This window comes from Acidovorax sp. Root402, assembly GCF_001425125.1.
Lineage (GTDB): Bacteria > Pseudomonadota > Gammaproteobacteria > Burkholderiales > Burkholderiaceae_C > Acidovorax > Acidovorax delafieldii.
Map to the genome: position 1 here is coordinate 1 of NZ_LMDQ01000014.1, position 18,510 is coordinate 18,510.

General features: G+C 65.8%; 13 protein-coding genes. 8 read left to right on the top strand and 5 right to left on the bottom strand.

Going from position 1 to position 18,510, the window contains the following annotated elements; all coding sequences use genetic code 11:
- Positions 1-60: 60 nt before the first annotated feature.
- On the bottom strand, positions 61-357 hold the full coding sequence (locus ASC83_RS11245; protein ID WP_056062211.1) for a hypothetical protein: 297 nt from the start codon (positions 355-357) through the stop codon (positions 61-63).
- 89 nt (positions 358-446) lie between these two features.
- Positions 447-815 carry a hypothetical protein gene (locus ASC83_RS11250; RefSeq protein WP_056062214.1) on the bottom strand — a complete coding sequence of 123 codons (369 nt, stop codon included), beginning with the start codon at positions 813-815 and terminating at the stop codon, positions 447-449.
- Positions 816-1,513: 698 nt separating this feature from the next.
- Between ASC83_RS11250 and ASC83_RS11260 the strand changes: the two genes are divergently transcribed.
- From ASC83_RS11260 to ASC83_RS11275, 4 genes are all read left to right on the top strand, one after another.
- The gene (locus ASC83_RS11260; protein ID WP_056062219.1) at positions 1,514-2,824 is read left to right on the top strand and encodes an HD-GYP domain-containing protein; all 1,311 of its coding nucleotides are present in this window, start codon (positions 1,514-1,516) and stop codon (positions 2,822-2,824) included.
- Between the two features lie 345 nt (positions 2,825-3,169).
- Positions 3,170-4,108, top strand: coding sequence for a translesion DNA synthesis-associated protein ImuA (gene imuA, locus ASC83_RS11265; protein ID WP_056062220.1), 939 nt, complete (start codon positions 3,170-3,172; stop codon positions 4,106-4,108).
- Entirely contained in the window at positions 4,071-5,678 is a 1,608-nt protein-coding gene (locus tag ASC83_RS11270; RefSeq protein WP_056062224.1) for a hypothetical protein, read from the top strand. Before imuA ends, ASC83_RS11270 begins: the two co-directional genes overlap by 38 nt.
- Positions 5,679-5,697: 19 nt before the next feature.
- A complete protein-coding gene (locus ASC83_RS11275; protein ID WP_056062226.1) occupies positions 5,698-8,961 on the top strand; it encodes an error-prone DNA polymerase in 3,264 nt (1,087 codons plus the stop codon).
- A gap of 271 nt (positions 8,962-9,232) precedes the next feature.
- Here the strand turns inward: ASC83_RS11275 and ASC83_RS24470 are convergent, their stop codons facing one another.
- Positions 9,233-10,831 carry a methyl-accepting chemotaxis protein gene (locus tag ASC83_RS24470; protein WP_082522427.1) on the bottom strand — a complete coding sequence of 533 codons (1,599 nt, stop codon included), beginning with the start codon at positions 10,829-10,831 and terminating at the stop codon, positions 9,233-9,235.
- Between the two features lie 414 nt (positions 10,832-11,245).
- Between ASC83_RS24470 and ASC83_RS11285 the strand changes: the two genes are divergently transcribed.
- Positions 11,246-12,064 carry an alpha/beta hydrolase-fold protein gene (locus tag ASC83_RS11285; RefSeq protein ID WP_056062229.1) on the top strand — a complete coding sequence of 273 codons (819 nt, stop codon included), beginning with the start codon at positions 11,246-11,248 and terminating at the stop codon, positions 12,062-12,064.
- A 102-nt stretch (positions 12,065-12,166) separates the two neighbouring features.
- Here the strand turns inward: ASC83_RS11285 and ASC83_RS11290 are convergent, their stop codons facing one another.
- Positions 12,167-13,084, bottom strand: coding sequence for a LysR family transcriptional regulator (locus ASC83_RS11290; RefSeq protein ID WP_056062232.1), 918 nt, complete (start codon positions 13,082-13,084; stop codon positions 12,167-12,169).
- Between the two features lie 84 nt (positions 13,085-13,168).
- Here ASC83_RS11290 and ASC83_RS11295 point away from each other — a divergent pair, with 84 nt between their 5' ends.
- Positions 13,169-14,005, top strand: coding sequence for a dienelactone hydrolase family protein (locus tag ASC83_RS11295; RefSeq protein WP_056062235.1), 837 nt, complete (start codon positions 13,169-13,171; stop codon positions 14,003-14,005).
- Positions 14,006-14,039: 34 nt separating this feature from the next.
- Here the strand turns inward: ASC83_RS11295 and ASC83_RS11300 are convergent, their stop codons facing one another.
- A complete protein-coding gene (locus ASC83_RS11300; protein WP_369816970.1) occupies positions 14,040-15,413 on the bottom strand; it encodes a lytic murein transglycosylase in 1,374 nt (457 codons plus the stop codon).
- A 221-nt stretch (positions 15,414-15,634) separates the two neighbouring features.
- On the opposite strand from ASC83_RS11300, the gene sbcB reads away from it, so the two are divergent.
- Complete coding sequence (gene sbcB / locus ASC83_RS11305) at positions 15,635-17,083, top strand: exodeoxyribonuclease I (RefSeq protein ID WP_056062241.1); 1,449 nt, start codon at positions 15,635-15,637, stop codon at positions 17,081-17,083.
- Positions 17,084-17,230: 147 nt separating this feature from the next.
- Positions 17,231-18,478: a cystathionine gamma-synthase family protein gene (locus ASC83_RS11310; protein ID WP_056062243.1), complete on the top strand. Its 1,248-nt coding sequence runs from the start codon at positions 17,231-17,233 to the stop codon at positions 18,476-18,478.
- Positions 18,479-18,510 lie beyond the last annotated feature (32 nt).

An 18,510-nucleotide genomic window follows, 5' to 3' on the forward strand; every position in this document is an offset into this window, starting at 1 on the left:
GCCTTTTGCATTGGCAATTTTCACAAAGCCCTCATGCAGTCTGCATGGGGCCTCTGGCAATTACATTGCGTTGCCGATTTCGCCCGAAGAGATCTGGCCCGTGCGCAGGGCTTCAGCAGCCTGGGCACGCACAGCAGCACGGTCAGCCGTGGACTTGTAAGTCACCACACGCGAACCAGCGGGTTCGATGGAGCGGGTCTGGGCCACGGTAGCGGCTTCGGCGGCCACTTCAGCGCGGGTGCGGTTGGTTTCGAACTTGGTGGCGAACTGCGAAGCATCGGCTTCATCAGCGTGGGCACCAAAAGCGGCAAAAGCGGCGACAGCAGCAACGGACAGGAAACGGACAGACTTGTTCATGGTGAAACTCCGGAAAATTCTAAAAAGAGGACTTGGGTACTGAGAGATACGGCGCAACCAGGGCGGCAGATTCAGCCACCCCTGGTGAATCAGCCGCGCTCACCCGAAGAAATCTGGCCGGTACGCACTGCCTCAGCAGCCTGTGCACGCACGGCAGCGCGGTCGGCCGTGGACTTGTAAGTCACCACACGCGAACCAGCGGGCTCGATCGAGCGGGTCTGGGCCACGGTAGCGGCTTCAGCAGCCACTTCAGCGCGGGTGCGGTTGGTTTCAAACTTAGCGGGCTCGATCGAGCGGGTCTGGGCCACGGTAGCGGCTTCAGCAGCCACTTCAGCGCGGGTGCGGTTGGTTTCAAACTTGGTGGCGAACTGCGAAGCATCGGCTTCGTCAGCCTGGGCACCAAAAGAAGCAAAAGCGGCGACAGCGGCGATAGACAGGAAACGTGCGGTGTTGTTCATGATGGAAATCCTTGAAGTTAAAGAAGCGGCTCAAAAAACCGGAACAAAGCGCCAAAAACAAAGAAAGCTGCTTGGGACCGGGTTCGGTGAGTCGCCTTGCNTTGGGCACCGAAAGAAGCGAAAGCAGCGACAGCGGCGATAGACAGGAAACGTGCGGTGTTGTTCATGATGGAAATCCTTGAAGTTAAAGAAGCGGCTCAAAAAACCGGAACAAAGCGCCAAAAACAAAGAAAGCTGCTTGGGACCGGGTTCGGTGAGTCGCCTTGCRGGTTCGGCTCATCGATGGGATGAACTGTACGCCGGTGGGGTGCAGAGAAAAACCACCGGGTCGCGAACTAACTGTTCCAGTATTGTGAACAATCAATGCGGAACTTTTCAGGGTTTACCCAAGACTGACTGCCCAGGATCACCAAAAAGCAGGCCACCGGCGACATTGTTGAATGAAAACCCTGATGCCAATTTGGGACAATGACATTGGGGTGACAGGGGGCTTTGTCACCCCGGCGAGCCCGGGCGGGTCCAGGTCTTGGTCATGGGAATCCGGACGTGTGATCTCTGCCATGCGGCAAAAAACGAGCACGGGTAGCAGCGCCTGCTGCTTGATGTGCATCAAGATTGCATGTCTGTATCGCGTCACGCGAGTCAGTGCCCCGCAAGAGAACCCCCTATAGTGCGAAGTAACGATTTGTGTTGCTTGCATGACCGATATTCTTCTTTCAGCGGATGCCGAGGACGCTGACAGTCCCCATTACTTGCGTGCGCTGACCGACATGGCCGACCGGCGTACGGTGGTCGCAGGTGCTGCCATCTACACCGACAACGGCATCAAGCTGGTGGAGAAGGGCGCGCGCATCGACAGCCGCCTGTACGACCGCCTGGTGCAGCACAAGCTGCGCGAACCCATTGACCGCCATCTGTCCATCGAAAACCCGGTGGACGTGCCATCACTGCTGGCCCTGGGCCAGACGCTGATCGAGCAGGAAACCCTGCCCGCCATGCTGGCCGAGGCCCTGGGCTCAGGTGCCTGGTTACTGGCGCCCCTGCGGTCCCTGCCGTTGCCTTCTGCCATGGCCTGCAAGCTCACCGTGATGCGTGACCAGCGGCCCACGCTGTTCCAGCACAGTCTGGTGATGACCACCGTGGCGGTATTTCTGGCGGTCAAAAGCGGGCTGAGCGAACGCGATTGCAGCACGGTGGCGGCTGCTGCGCTGCTGCATGACCTGGGGGTGCTGCACATGGACCCGGCCTGGGACGACCCGGACCACAAGGTGGTGGGGGTAGGGCGCAAGCACTTGGTGGCCCATCCCATCTCGGCCATGCTCATGATCCGCGACACGCAGGCCTATCCACGTGCTGCCGAAGTGGCCGTGCTGGAGCACCATGAGCGCATGGACGGCAGCGGCTATCCGCGCGCCTTGCTGGGGGCGGACATCACGCCCATGGGCCGCATCCTGCTCCTGGCCGAAGTGGTGGCTGCCTTCTACGAGAAATACGACGACATGCCCGCGCAGCGGCTGTCGCTGGTGCTGCGGCTCAATCACCGCAAGTTTCCTTCGGCACTGGTGGCGTTCATCCTGCCGCTACTGCAGGAGGAAGTGGCCCGCGAATCGGCCTTGATGCCCCTGGGTAACGATGCGCCCCGCCAGATCGAATTGCTGGCCGAAGCCTTTGCCTATTGGGACCAGCTCAAGGCGGCCTTGCCCCCGGACACGGCGGCCAAGTCTCCTGCGGGCACTGCCTTTGCGTTTACCGATTCCCGCCTCATGGCATTGCAAAAAGCCCTGATCGAAGCGGGCTCGCACCCCCGGCACCAGGGCGAGTTGCTGGCGCAATTGCAAGGCGACGCCATTGGCATGGCCGAGGTCGCCCTGGTGGGACGCGAGGCCCTGTGGCAACTGCAAAGCATCCTGAACGCCAGCCACCGCCGCTGGCCCCAACTCTCGGACCGTGCCACGCCTGCTGATGCGGCGGTGGCGGACTGGTGCGACTGGGCGATGCGTACGCTGTAAGCAGACTTTCGGATTGACCCCGCTAGGGCGCGGGGTTTGCCTCTTCCACTGGGTACTCCGGCGCGCTGCGTTTGCTGGGCATCGCAACCCGAAGTGAAGGTCTCCTCCGCCACGCCACTCGTCGTTGCGTTCCCAGCCAAAGCCCTGGCCTTGGCGTCGTCGCGCGCCTGGATTGGCGTGGCGGGGGAGGCCTTGGCACTGGCAAAAATAGTGGGAACAAGCCCTTGCCTGCGTGGGCCTCCTCAGACCGACGTCCTTGGTGGGTCTTCGCTTCCAGGTTCACCCATTCGGCAAAATACTGGTTATATTTACAGTATTCGTGTTGCCTCAACTTCTCCCACCACCATGCCTGCGCCACGCCCCTCTTTGCGGGTTGCGTCCGATTTGCCCATCCCCGTGCCTGGGGTGTGGCATGCCGACGCGCTGGGGGCCAGCGCGCAGCGCGTATTGCCTTCGGGCCATGCTGCGCTGGATGCCCAGCTGCCGGGCGGCGGCTGGCCTGTGGGGGCCCTGAGCGAAGTGCTGCAGCCCCTGGCGGGCCTGCACGAATGGCAACTGGTGCTGCCCGCACTGGTGCAGGCCACGGCCCGGCAGAGCGGGGCCGTGGTGCTGGTAGCGCCGCCGTTCGAGCCTTTTGGCCCGGCCCTGCAGTCGCAGGGGTTGCGGGCAGAGCGGGTGTGTGTGGTGCATGCCGACTCGCCCATGGTCGCCTTGTGGGCGACCGAGCAGGCACTGCGCTGCCAGGGCGTGCTGGCCGTCATGGCCTGGCTGCCCCAGGCGCAGCCTGCCGCCTTGCGGCGGTTGCAATTGGCGGCGGCCCAGCAGCAGCAATTGTTGTGGGTGTTTCGTCCGGTCGATGCCCCAGGGCCTGCATCGCGGGTGTCTCAGGCGTCGCCGGCCCAATTGCGGCTGCAGGTGCAGGGGCTGGCTTTGTCAGGGGATGCCGTAGCAGCCCCCGGCATGCAGGTGCAGATCCTCAAGCGCCGGGGGCCTCCGCTGGCGCAGGCGCTTCAACTGGCGGGCTGCCACCCTCAACTGGCGCAGGTGCTGGTGGCACAGGCCGAGCGGCGCCGCGCTGCGCAAGAGGCCGCCATTGCCCAGGTGGCGGGGCGCCAGCCCGCGTCCGTCCGTGTAGCCGGGGTCTTGGCGGGGGCGCTGGCGCGCCACGTGCCCCCAGTCCAGCCCCCAGGCCAGCCCGGAGAGCAGCCAGGGGGCCGACCCGGAGGCCGACCAGAAGGGAGCAGGCATGCACTGGATCGCTCTGCCATTGCCCTGGTCCGATGAGGCTGCCGCCTTGCCAGGTACGGGTATGGGCACGGACAAAAGTGCTGGCGCACACCAGGCCGCCGCAGGCTGGTGGGCCTTGCGTTTCACGCCGCGTGTGGCGCTGGCCGATGGCGAGGCGGTATTGCTGGAAGTGTCCACCACCGAACGCCTGTGGGGCGGGCGCGATGCGCTGCAGGCACTGGTGCTGCAAGCCTGGGCCGATGCGGAGGCCCGATGCGAAGGGGAGGGCGTTGCCCCTCCACCCGTCCGCAGCGCTGAAGGGCTTGCCCCTTCCTGCGGAGTGACTGCAGCTTTGCCACCCCATGCGCCGACGGTATGGGGCACAGGCCCCACCGCCCTGGTGGCCCATGCCAGGCTGCGCATGGCACTGGCAGGGCGCCCCTGCCCACCGCAGGGCAGGGTAGAGAGCCTGCCATTGCACACGCTGACAGCACTGCGCCCCCATGTGGCCAGCCTGGAGCGCATGGGCTGCCGCACCTGGGGCGCGCTGCGGGCCTTGCCGCGTGCGGGCGTCGCGCGGCGCCTGGGCGCGGGCGTGCTGCTGGTGCTGGACCAGGCCCTGGGCGATGCCCCCGAGGCCCATGCCTGGCTGCAACTGCCCGAGCAGTTTGTGTTGACCACCGAGCTGCCCGCCTTGGCCGCGTCGGCCGACGCACTGTTGTGGAGCGCCAGCCGCAGCCTGACGGCCCTGCAGGCCTGGCTGCAGGCGCGCCAGCAGGGCGTGCTGGCGCTGGAGCTGGCCTGGCGCCACGACCTGCGGCGCCTGGATGGCGTGGCGCTGCCCCCCACCCAGGCGCTGCAGGTGCGCACCGCCCAGGCCACCCACGACCTGGTGCACCTGCGGCGCCTGCTGGCCGAAAACCTGGCGCGCACCACGCTGGCCGCGCCGGTCAACCAGATCACGCTGCGGCTGCTCGACGCGGCCCCGTTGCCGCACCGCAGTGCCAGCCTGCTGCCCCCGGGGGAGGTGGGCGGGCGTGACCCCACAAGCCATGGCAGCACCGACCCGGCCGGTACCCCCGGCGAGGCCCTGCACCAACTGCTGGAACGCCTGTCGGCCCGCCTGGGGGCCGACCACGTGGTGGCCCCGGTGCTGCTGGCCGACCATCGGCCCGAACGCATGCAGCAATGGCGACCGGCCGCTGAAGTGCTGGGCATGCCCTCGGCTGCGACGCGCAATGCAGCCACGCGAACACCCTCTAGTCCTGTGTCCGCGCGTGCGGGCGGTGCTTCGCAGGGCATCGTCCCGGATACCCCCTTGCTGCCCACCTGGCTGCTGAACCCGCCCCGGCAGCTGGCCGTGCAGGGCAACCGCCCCTGCCACCACGGCCTGTTGCGCTTGCTGGCCGGGCCCCACCGGTTGGAGGCGGGCTGGTGGTCTGCCACCGACGATGCGGTGGACCCAGCACACCCCAGCGCAAGCCTGGCCCTGCGCGACTACTTTGTGGCTCACAACGACGTTGCGGGACTGGTGTGGGTGTTTCGCGAGCGCCTGGCGCCTGCGCTGGACGGCACGCCAGCGGTGGCTCGCCCACACCGCTGGTTCTTGCACGGAATCTTTGGGTGAGCGGGCAGGGTGGTTGTGCATGGGTTTGACGCACCGACATCCTTCACAGGCCACTGCGGTGCCAGGCCCCGCAGCGGGCGCGGGCGAGCTGCCGGGCTATGCCGAGCTGCACTGCCTGTCCAACTTCAGCTTTCAGCGCGGCGCATCGCACCCGCAAGAGCTGGTCACGCGTGCTGCCAAGCTCGGCTACCAGGCGCTGGCGCTGACGGACGAATGCTCCGTGGCCGGCGTGGTGCGTGCCTGGGGGGCGGCCAAGGAATGTGGCCTGCACCTCATCGTGGGCAGCGAGTTTTTGTGGGGTGACCTGCGGCTGGTGGCACTGGCGCGCGATGCCGAGGGCTGGGGCAACCTGTGCGAGTTCATCACCGCCGCCCGCGCCGCTGCGCCCAAGGGGCAATACCGCGTGGGTGCGGACAGCCCCTGGCACTTGCTGCAGGGGTGCGAGCTGCTGCTGGCACCATGCCGTCAGCGCTTTGATGCTTCTGATTTTGTAGCAATCAGCGCATGTATCACTAGCGCTACCGGCCAGTTAGGCTCTCAAAAGGCTCCGCATGTGTGGCTGGCGGTCGAATTGCACCAGGCCGCCGACGACAGCCTGTGGCTGGCCACGCTGCAGCGCGTGGGCGCTGCACTGCAGCTGCCGCTGGTGGCGGCGGGCGACGTGCACATGCACGCCCGCTCGCGCAAGCCGCTGCAGGATGTGATCACCGCCGTGAAGCGCGGCTGCACCGTGGCCGAGTGCGGCTTTGCGCTGCAGCCCAACGCCGAGCGCCACCTGCGCCAGCGCGTGCGGCTGGCGGGCATCTACCCGCCCGAATTGCTGGCGGCCACGCTCACCGTGGCCGGGCGCTGCACTTTCAGCCTGAGTGAGATCCAGTACCGCTACCCGCTGGAGACCGTGCCCGAGGGCATGACACCTGCCCAGGCACTGGCCTGGCTGGTAGAGCTGGGGGTGCGAAGCCATTACCCGCTGGGCGCGCCCGAGAGCGTGCAGGCGCAGATCCGCAAAGAGCTCGACCTGATCGCGCACTGCGGGTATGAGATGTATTTCCTGACCGTGCACGACATCGTGCGGTTTGCGCGCAGCGTGGGCATCCTGTGCCAGGGCCGGGGCTCGGCGGCGAACTCGGTGGTCTGCTACGTGCTGGGTATCACGGCGGTGGCCCCCGAGCAGTCCCACCTGCTGTTCGAGCGCTTCATCAGCAAGGAGCGTAGCGAGCCGCCCGACATCGACGTGGACTTCGAACACGACCGGCGCGAAGAGGTCATCCAGTACATCTACGACAAATACGGCCGCGACCGCGCCGCCATCGCCGCCGTGGTCACCTGCTACCGCACACGCAGCGCCCTGCGCGACGTGGGCAAGGCCTTGGGCGTGGCGCCCGCCCTGGTCGATGCGTTTGCCAAAGACCACCACTGGTTTGACGAAACCTTTGCCACCGACCGCCTGCAGGAGCTGGCCCAGGCGGTGGGCGTGTCGCTGCACCGGCACATCGCCCGGCTGTGGCTGGAGCTGGCTGCCGACCTGAAGGATTTTCCGCGCCACCTGAGCCAGCATGTGGGCGGCTTTGTGCTGACCCAGGGCAAGCTCACGCGGCTGGTGCCGGTGGAGCCCGCCAGCATGAAGGACCGCTCCGTCATCCAGTGGGACAAGGACGACCTGGATGACATGGGCCTGCTCAAGGTCGATGTGCTGGCCCTGGGCATGCTCAGCGCGCTGCGCCGCTGCCTCAACCTGCGCGCAGCCCTACGCGGCGAGCACTGGGGCCTCAAGGAAATCCCGCGCGAAGACCCTGCCACCTACGACATGATCGGCGCCGCCGACACCGTGGGCGTGTTCCAGATCGAAAGCCGCGCCCAGATGAGCATGCTGCCCCGCCTGCAGCCGCGCGAGTTCTACGACCTGGTGGTCGAGGTCGCCATCGTGCGCCCCGGCCCCATCCAGGGGGGCATGGTGCACCCGTATCTGCAGGCGCGCGAGCGCCGGCGCAAGGGCGAGCCTCTGCAACTCGAAAAGCCGGAGCTGGAGGACGCCCTGGCGCGCACGCTGGGCGTGCCCATCTTCCAGGAGCAGGTGATGCAGATCGCCATGATCGCGGCGGGCTTCACCCCCGGCATGGCCGACGACCTGCGCCGCTCCATGGCCGCCTGGAAGCGCAAGGGCGGCGTGCATCGCTTTGAAGAGCCTCTCAAACAAGGCATGAAAGACCGGGGCTATCCCGCCGAATTTGCCGACCGCATCTTCCAGCAGATGCTGGGCTTTGGCGAATACGGCTTTCCTGAAAGCCACGCCCACAGCTTTGCGCTGCTGGCCTATGCCAGCAGCTGGCTCAAGTGCCACGAGCCCGCGTGCTTTTTGGCGGCGCTGCTCAACTCTTTGCCCATGGGCTTTTACAGCGCTTCGCAACTGGTGCAGGACGCCCGCCGCCACGGCGTGCGCGTGCTGCCCATCGACGTGACCGTGAGCGACATCGACTGCACGCTGGAGGGCAACCCCGAGCCCCTGCGCCCCGCACGCGGCCTGGGCGCACCGCCGCTGCCCCAGTCCGCCGTGCGCCTGGGCCTTCGGATGGCCAGCAGCCTGCACACAGACGCCGCCAAACGCCTGCTGCAAGCACGCGCCACAGGCCCCGCCTTTGCCACCACCGAAGACCTGGCCCTGCGTGCCCAACTGAGCCAGCAAGACCTGCAAGCCCTGGCAGCCGCCGACGCCCTGGCCAGCCTGTCGGGCCACCGGCGCCAGCAGATGTGGGACGCCGCCGCCCAGCACAGCGCGCCGCCCCTGTGGCGAGACGTGCCCGTGCACGAGGCCCCGCTGCAACTGCCCGAGGCGCCCGAGGGCGAAGAAATCCTGTTCGACTACGCCGCCACTGGCCTCACGTTACGCCGCCACCCTCTGGCCCTGTTGCGCCCCCGCCTGGCCCGCTGGCGCCTGCAAACCGCCCTGCAACTGCACAACGCCGCCCACGGCCGCAAGGTGCGCGCCTGCGGCATCGTCACGGTGCGCCAGCGCCCCGGCACCGCCAAGGGCACCATGTTCGTCACGCTGGAGGACGAAACCGGCCCCGTCAACGTCATCGTCTGGCCCGCCCTGGTCGATGTGTGGCGCAATGCGCTGCTGCGGTCACAGCTGCTGGCGGTGGAAGGGGTGTGGCAATGCAGCGCCGGCCCACCCGGCAGCACGGCGGTGGTGCGCCACCTGGTGGCCCAGCGCTTCAAGGACCTGACACCCCTACTGGGCCGCATGGGGCAGGCGCTGCAGGGGAGCCGGGATTTCCATTGAAGGAGAGTTTCCGAGGCTCGTAGTGGGGATGGCAGTCAGGCTAAACAGCGGCCCATGGGGCTTGCGCGCCGCCAGTCCCTCCAACGCCTGGCACTCTAGATAGAGCGCTTGGCTGCTGTATGCAGCCGTTGAAGACGGGGCTCCAAAAGAAAGCCCGCACGAGGCGGGCCAAGAGTGAGGGTGTCGGCAAAGGGCAAAGCCGACGGCCGATAGTAGCGGCCTTGGCGTGCCAAGCCCACCCGACGATGGTCGTATTTCGCAGGTTGCAATCCTATTGAAGGCGAGGCGCAGCGAACGATAGCCCAGGCATGCGTGCCAAAGCTCCCCGACCACCAGGCAATTTGAAGAACGCGACCGCACTGACAAGTTCTGCAGCCTGATTGTTCAAGCTGCTGGCAGCGGCTGCCATCTCTTCCACCAACGCGGCATTCTGTTGGGTGACCTGGTCCATTTGGGTCACAGCTTCGCCCACCTGCGCCACGCCCTGGCTTTGCTCTTGGCTGGCAGCGCTGATCTCACCCATGAGGTCCGTCACCCGCTTGATGGCGCCAACCACTTCCGTCATCGTCGTGCCTGCTTGGTCCACCAGGGTTGTGCCCTGACTCACTCTCGAAACGCTGTCATCGATCAGCGTTTTGATCTCTTTGGCCGCATCTGCGCTGCGCTGTGCCAAGTTGCGCACCTCGGTGGCCACCACGGCAAAACCGCGGCCTTGCTCGCCGGCCCGTGCAGCTTCCACCGCTGCGTTCAGTGCCAGGATGTTGGTCTGGAACGCAATGCCATCGATGACGCTGATGATGTCCGCAATTCTCTTGCTGCTGTAGTTGATGCCCTTCATGGTTTCGACGACCTGACCGACCACCTCGCCCCCTTGTATTGCGACCGTAGAGGCGCTCATTGCCAGCTGGTTGGCCTGGCGTGCGTTGTCTGCGTTTTGCCGGACTGTGGAGTTCAGCTCTTCCATGGACGCCGCCGTCTCTTCCAGCGCACTGGCCTGTTGCTCCGTGCGGGCGCTCAGATCGTGGTTGCCCTGGGCAATTTCTGAGGAGGCCGTAGACACGTTCTCAGAGTTTTGCCGAACCATGCTCACGGTGTTGACCAGGCTTTGCTGCATGCGCTCCAGCGCTGCCATGAGCTGGCCCGTTTCATCCGCGCTGGTGACCTGGATGGTGGTGCTCAGGTCACCGCCAGCCACATGCTCTGCCAGTTGCACGGCTTGGGCCAACGGGCGGGTGATGGAGCGCACCAGCAAGAGGGCTGTCACCACGGCCAGCACTATCGCAAGGGTCGAGATCATCAGCAGCGTTGCGCGCGCATTGGCATAGGTTGCCTCCGACTCTGCCCGGGATGCCTCCGAGCCGTCGCTATTGATCTTTACCAGCTGGTCCAGCGTCTCCATGGTCAGATCAAACAGCTTCTTGGACTCACCCTCCACGAGACTCCGTGCCTGATCGTTTTCGTTCTTGCGCGAGAGTGCAAGCACGCGGTCATCCACCTCACGGTACTGCTTCCATTGCTGCACGAGCTGGTCATAAGCCTTGCGTTCGTTGTCCCCGCTGATGAGCTTCTCGTAAGCCTTCAATGACTGATCCAGTTTCTGCCGGTCGATCACTACCTTCTTGTCAATCGCCTCCATCGCCACCGCGTCGGTATTCATGACATGACCCAATACGGTCATGCGTGCCACCAACAGCTGCGAGTCCATCTCATTGGCTGCTCGAACGCTCGGGAGCCAGTTGTCCGCAATTTCCACGGTGGCTGCCCGCATGGTGGAGAGCTGGAGGGCAGCCAGCCCCGCAAGCCCCATCAGCAGCAATATCAGGGTGGCAAATGCACCGTACAGACGGGTCGAGATTTTCAGATTTTTCATGTCGGCATCTTTCTGGATGGTCTTGTCTCGACGGGATTCCTTGAATCCTCTCTAACCCAGTTAGTGACGGCGGGGCGTTGGGCCTGACCTTCAACGGCCTGTTTTCACCTGCCGCTAAGGTTGTAGTCTGTCGATTTAATCAAATTTATTATATTAATCATTTACAGTGAGAGGCAAGATCATTTTTCGGTTTCTGTCCGGCATTCGGACCGACCCTTCAGGTGTGCTCCGCGAGCCGGAATCGAGCGTCTTCTGTTCCCGGGCCCTCGTTCTTGGCAGCATGAAGCCGCTGGTTTAACTTGGTCTTAAGGAATTTGTCTGTCGCCCACGCAGCCGTGTGCCGCGCGGGGCCCCTAAGATGGCCAGGGTGTGTCGCATTCACCCGCCACCATGGCGCACCAGGAGGAACCACACATGGGCACGAAGTTTCAGCACGCGCGCAGAAGTGCGCTCATTTGCGCGGCGTCCGCCGTCCTGACCGCCTGCGGAGGCGGAGGGGCCGGCGACGGTGCAGGGCCCGCCGCATCAGGCCAGGTGATCAACTCCACCATCAAGTCGGTTGCCAATGGCAACACGTACGCCATTCAGGTTTTCTTGCCAGAGTCGTACGCCAACAGCACGACCGTTTTGCCTGTGATCTACGCGACCGAAGGGGACGCTCCGTACGGGGGCGCCAATCGCTCGCGCTTTGACACGTTCAGGGAGGTCATGCAGCGCCGGGGTACCCAGGCTGTTTTGGTTGGCATTGGGGGAACGGCCTGGAGGGGCACTGACTTTCTCATGCCCGGCGCAACGAAGTACCTCGACTTTCTGGTGAAAGAACTGGCGCCAACCATTGAGAGCCAGTACCGGATTGATCGCAAACGAAGGGCGTTGTCGGGCTTGTCCCATGGTGGGTACTTCGTTCTGGCCGCGTTGATACTGGAGGCGCGTGCAGGTGTGCCCCCCAGTTTTTCATACTACCTGTCGACAGAGTGCAGCGTGGGGGAGCACACCAGCCCGGCGGGGGTCTTAGCGTTTGAAAAGCAGATTGATGGAAAGGCTGTGCCAGCGACCTTGTTCCTTGCGGGTGCGAGTGGCGGCAACCACCCACTGATCGGTATCCCTGTTTTCAATCAGATCGCCTCTCAGAACCTACCGGGCCTGGTATCGCTCAAGGCCGAGTACAACACTTCGCATGTCGGTGCGGATGTGCCTGCATTTGAAGATGCGTTGAAGCGGTTCTTTTCCTAGGCGGGCGTTGTGCTGCGGCGCCTGCACCTGCGCCAGCGTCCGGCGTCACGAACCAATGCACTTTTCTCGGTCATTGCCACGTGCAGACATCGGGTCATCCCTTCATGACTCCAGCTTCACCAGGCGATGCAGCTGTGCCCCTTTGGCTCCCGCAACCACAGCCTCTATCAACGCCCGTGCGGGCACTGACAGCGCTCGGTCCCTCTGCTGCATCACAAACACCTCGCGCTGCACGGTAGGGCGCAGGGGCGAAAAGCGCAAATCGGCAGCATCCCTGTGCGATGCGCCCAGTGCGGACATCACCGCAATGCCCACGCCAGCCCGTGCCATGGCCAATTGCAGGGCGAGGCTGGAGACTTCCACCCCATGGTCCATGTGTGCCACCAGGTCAGAGCCTTGCGCGCGCAGCACGCTGACGATGCTGGTGTCGCTGCCTTCCTTCAGCAGAGGCAGGTCGCCCAGTGTTTCGGTACGGACCCAGGCCTTGAGCTGGTGCAGCTGTGGGTTGAACAGAAGACCCAGCGGTGCGCTCAGCAGCTTGGTGCAGCGCAGGGCCTCGGTGCGGCCTACGGGGGAGCCGATGCCGAAGTCCACTTCGCCTTGTGCCACGCGGCGGGTGATGCCCTGGCTGTTGTCGTTGACCACGCGCACCCGCACGCCAGGGTGTTTTTTGACGAAGGACTGGAGGATGTCGGGCAGCACGGTGCAACCAAAGGCCTCGCCCACTGCCAGGCTGACCGAGCCGCTTTGGCCCGTGGCTTCACCCTGGATCAGGGCGGCGGCCTCCGTCAGGTCGTGCAGCAACCGTTGGGCGACGGGCAGGAATCGCTCACCCTCTGGCGTCAAGGCCAGTTGGCGGGTGGTGCGCAGGAAGAGCGCGACCCCCAGCTGGCTCTCAAACTCTTGCAGCGCGCGGGTGAGCGCGGGCTGGCTGATGTGCAGGGCCTCGCTGGCGCGCGAGATGTTGCCCACGGCGGCGGTGGTCACAAACATGCGCAGCTGGCGTTGGGTGAGATTCATAATGATTGGCTATGAATTGCACTAATTGATGCATTGGACAGGAATTGTGCCGCTTTCTACAGTGCAACCCCAAGGAGTTGCACTATGAAAAAATTCTCGACCCTGTCTCTGGCCATCCTGTTGTCTCTGGGCCTCCATGCGGCCCAAGCCCAAATACCGGCAGGGGAGGTCAAGGGCACCGCGACGGCCCATACCGAGGCGTCTGCCAAAGGCGTGATGGCCGGGGCGCAGCTGGTGTTGCCCGCCCAGGCCACCGGAGGCGCCGCCTATGTGGGGGCGTTCAAGGATGCGCCCGCCACGGTGCGCAACAAGGTGCCCGTGGTGGTGTTCCTGCATGGCTCGTCGGGCCTGGGGCTCAAGGCCATTGGCGAGTGGCAGCAATGGCTGGGCAGCCTGGGCATTGCCAGCGTGGCGCCCGACTCATTTGCGCTGCCTGACCGCGTGACCTACAAGTCGCCCGCCAGCAAGGAGGCGTACGAAAAAATCCACGCGCTGCGCCGGTCGGAGATCACCCTGGCACTGCAGACCTTGCAGACCCAGCCTTGGGCGGACATGCAGCGTCTGGTGCTGGCAGGCACCAGCGAGGGCGCGACGGCCGTGGCACGCTATGGCGGCGCCGAGTTTGCGGGCCGCATCATCTTTTCGTGGAGTTGTGAGGACAACTACTTTGTGGAGCGGCCTGACACTGCCGTGGTGCCGGGGCAGCAGGTGCTGAATATCATCAGTTCGGCCGACCCCTTCTTCTCACCCACCAACACCTGGCTGGGTAACGCCTCGGCCACTGGGCATTGCGCCCGGGCCTTCAAAGACCATCCGCAGGCCAGCGTGGTGTTGATCCCCGGCGCGCCCCACACACTGCTGAACCTGCGGGCGGCGCGGCAGCCGGTGCAGGGCTTTCTGGTGGATTTGTTGAAGCTCTGAAAACCATGGGTGCCCCACGGCGGCTGCAGGGCATTCAGGGCGCCTGCAGCTTCTGCAGCAGTTCCAGCGTCGGATACCCGTCGGCCACCGTGCCCAGGCTGCGCTGGTAGCCGCGCAGGCCTGCGCGGGTGGCGGGGCCCATCACGCCGTCGGGGGTGCCTGCGGCAAAGCCTTTGCGGTTCAGGGCCTCTTGCAGCGTTTGCAACTGTGCACGCGACAGCGGCTCGATGTCGCGGGGCCACGGGGTGGCCACTGGGCCCCCGCCGTCGATCTGCCGCGCAAGCAGCGCCACGCCCAGCGCGTAATTGACCGAGTTGTTGTAGCGCAGGATGGTGCGGAAGTTGTTGCCCACCAGAAACGCCGGGCCCCTTGCACCCGCAGGGGTGGCGATGGAGGCCCCGGCCAGGTCGGGCAACGGCGCCCCGTCGATGGACCGCACCCCTTCGGATTCCCACTGGGCTGTGGTCTGGCGCACGGCGGGGTCGGCGCGGGCGTGGTCGAAGGTGGGTGGCAACTGCACTTCGGCCCCCCAGGGCTCACCGGACTTCCAGCCCGACCGTGCAAGGAAATGTGCGGTGGAAGCCGTCACATCCGGCACGCTGCCCCAGATGTCGCGGTGCCCGTCGCCGTCGGCATCCACAGCGTAGGCCAGGAACACCGAGGGCAGGAACTGGGTGTGCCCCATGGCCCCGGCCCATGATCCGATCATGCGGTCGGCGGCGATGTCGCCCTGGTCGATGATGCGCAGCGCTGCCAGCAGCTCGGTCTGTGCCCAGGTGCGGCGGCGGCCTTCATACGCCAGGGTGGCCAGTGCATCCACCGTGCGGAAGGTGCCAAAGTTGCTGCCGTAGTTGCTCTCCATGCCCCAGATGGCGGTGATGACGCTGGCCGGCACGCCGTAGCGGGCGGCTGCCGCCTGCAGGGCGGTGCTGTGCGCCGCCAATTGTGCTTGGCCCTGGGCGATGCGCTGGGGGGAGACGGCGCTGTCGAGGTACGCCCATGGGGTGCGGGTGAACTCGGGCTGGGCGCGGTCCAGCTCGACCACGCGGGGCAGCCACTGCGCCTTGCCCAGCACGTCGCGCACGGTGGCGGGGCGAATGCCCGCCTCCAGCGCCTGGGCCGAAAAGCTGCTCAGCCATTGGGCAAAGCCGGCCGTGTGGTCGGCATCGGGGCTGGCCTGTGGCGGTGTGGCGGCTGTGGTGGGTGAAGCTGTGGGCGGTGTGGCCGCAGCCACAGGTTTTGCTGCGGGTGTGGGGGTGGGGCTGGGGGCTGACGCGCAGCCCGCGAGGGCGAGGGCAGCTGCCAGGGCCATTCCGGCAACGCCTGTGGGGGCGTGGGCACGGGAGGCCGCGACCGGCAGGGCGGGGGCGCGCCCCAGGGAGCAAGGGGAAGCAATGGAACTGGGCATGCGCCATTGTCCCGCGTGCCAGCCCGCGTACAGGGGGCGAATGTGCATCAGTCCGTATGGTGAATATGATTACTATGTTTTTGATAGCTGCTTGCGCATGTTCCACTAGCGCTTGCGGCCAAAAACACTGAAAAATGCGGTTACAGTGGCACCTTGATCGCCTTGCGCCCCGCCCGCCGTGCGCGAGCCTCCGCCTGCAGCCCCCTGTTAGCCTACCGACCATGGCGCCCCACACCTTTCTCTGGCACGACTACGAAACCTTTGGCGCCAACACGCGCCGCGACCGGCCTGCGCAGTTCGCGGCCATCCGCACCGATGCCGAGCTGAACGAAATCGGCGAGCCGCTGATGCTGTACTGCCAGCCCGCCAACGACTATCTGCCCGACCCGGTGTCGTGCCTCATCACCGGCATCACGCCCCAGCAGTGCCTGGAGCAGGGCGTGCCCGAGCACCAGTTTGCCGCGCGCATCGAGTCCGAGTTTGCGCAGCCCGGCACGATTGGCGTGGGCTACAACACCATCCGGTTTGACGACGAGATCACGCGCTTCATGTTCTGGCGCAACCTCATCGACCCCTATGCGCGCGAGTGGCAGAACCAGTGCGGCCGCTGGGACCTGCTGGACGTGGTGCGCATGACCTATGCGCTGCGGCCCGACGGCATCACCTGGCCCAAGAAGGAAGACGGCGTGACGCCCAGCTTCAAGCTGGAGCACCTGTCCAAGGCCAACGGCCTGCAGCACGATGCCGCGCACGATGCACTGTCGGACGTGCGCGCCACCATTGCGCTGGCACGGCTGATCCGCCAGCACAACACCAAGCTGTTCGACTTTGCCCTCAGCCTGCACAAGAAGGACCGCGTGGCCGCCGAACTGCGGCTGCCCGCCACCACGGCCACGGCGCGGGCTTTTTTGCATGTGTCGGGCATGTTCCCCACCGAGCGCGGCTGCCTGGCCGTGATGTGGCCGCTGGCCAGCCACCCCACCAACAAGAACGAGCTGATCGCCTGGGACCTGGCCCACGACCCACGCGAGCTGGCCACGCTGAATGTGGAGGACATCCGCCTGCGCATGTTCACCAAGGCCAACGCGCTGCCCGAGGGCGTCACGCGCCTGCCCATCAAGACCATCCACCTGAACAAGTCGCCCATGGTGGTGGGCAATGTGAACACGCTCACGCCCGCGCTGGCGCAGCGCTGGGGCATCGACCTGGCCCAGGCTGCACAGCACGCCGAGGTGGCGCGCGCGCTGCCCGACATGAGCGGCATCTGGCCGGCGGTGTTTGCCCGCCCGCAAGAGCCGGCACCGGATGTGGACCAGGACCTGTACGGCGGTTTTGTGGGCAACAACGACCGGCGCCTGCTGAACGACCTGCGCACCCTGAGCGGCGACCGACTGGCCAAGGCGCGTGCGAACTTTGATGACCCGCGCCTGGCCGAGCTGCTGTGGCGCTATCGGGCGCGCAACTTCCCGCAAACGCTGTCGCCCGAGGAGCAGGAACGCTGGGCGGCGCACCGCGCTGCCTGCCTGTTTGACGGGCAGGGTGGGGCGCGCACGGTGGAGCAGTTGTTCACCGAAATCGACGAACTCTCGGAGACCGCCGACGATGAGCGGACGCAGGACATCCTGGGCGCCTTGTACGATTACGCTGAACACATCGCACCGGAGCGGTAGCCCCCTGAGGCGCTGCGCGCCTTCCCCCGGAGGGGGACGCACCCGGTGGCCTGGCAAAGCCAGTTCCACGGGTGCACTGGCATCAGGGCGCGCCAGTAGTGATCGCCCCGTCTTGTAAGTAGCCACGCAGAAACAGCGCAGATTTTTATGACGACACCGCAGAACCACAGTTTCACCACCCAGATCGTGCACGCCGACCGCCTGGGCGGCGCCGAGCACGGGGCCATCCACAAGCCCATTCACACCTCGGTGCAGTACGGCTACGAGAAGGTCGAGGACCTGATCGCCGTCTTCCAGGGCACGGCCAAGGGCGGCTTCAACTACGCGCGCCAGGGCACGCCCACCACGGCGGCGCTGGAGGCCAAGATCACGCAGATGGAGCGCGGGCACGGCTCCATCGTGTTCTCCACCGGCATGGCGGGCATCTGCGCGGTGTTCCTCACGCTGCTCAAGGCGGGCGACCATCTGTTGGCCAGCCAGTTCGTGTTTGGCAACACCAACAGCGTGTTCGGCACGTTGGCCGACCTGGGTATTGAAGTGACCACGGTGGACGTGACCGACGCGGCCAACGTGGCTGCCGCGCTGCGCCCCAACACCCGCATGGTGTTTGTAGAAACCATTGCCAACCCCGGCACGCAGATCCCCGACCTGGAAGGCATTGGCGCGCTGTGCAAGGCGCATGGCGCGCTCTACGTGGTGGACAACACGGTGGCATCGCCCTACCTGTTCCGCGCGGCCACGGTGGGCGCGGGGCTGGTGGTCAACTCGCTCACCAAGAGCATTGGCGGGCAGGGCGACGCGCTGGGCGGCGCCATCACCGACACGGGCCTGTACGACTGGTCCGGCTACCCCAACATCTTTGCGGCTTACCGCAAGGGCGACGCGAAGGGCTGGGGCCTGCAGCAGCTGCGCAAAAAGGGCCTGCGCGACATGGGCGGCACGCTGTCGTCCCACGCCGCCCACCAGCTGGCCCTGGGCGCGGAGACTTTGTCGCTGCGCATGGACCGCACCAGTGCCACCGCCCTGGCGCTGGCGCAGCGGCTGGAGGCGCACCCGGCCGTCTCGCGCGTGCTGTACCCCATGCTGCCCTCGCACCCGCAGCACGCGTTTGCGCGCAAGCACCTCAAGGCGGGCTCGTGGCTGCTGTCGTTCGAGCTGCGCAACCCCGACCAGTGCCTGGCCGTGTGCAACCGCCTGCAGTTGCCCATCAAGGCCACGGGGCTGGCTGACACGCGCACGCTGATCATCCCGGTGGCGCACACCATCTTCTGGGAGGCCGGCCCCGCCGTGCGCGCCACCATGGGCATTGCCGACAGCATGATCCGCCTGTCGGTGGGGCTGGAAGAGGCGGAAGACCTGCTGGCCGACTTTGAGCAGGCGCTGGCCGGAGCCTGACCCCACCTGAACTGCCCACCCTGACCAGGAGC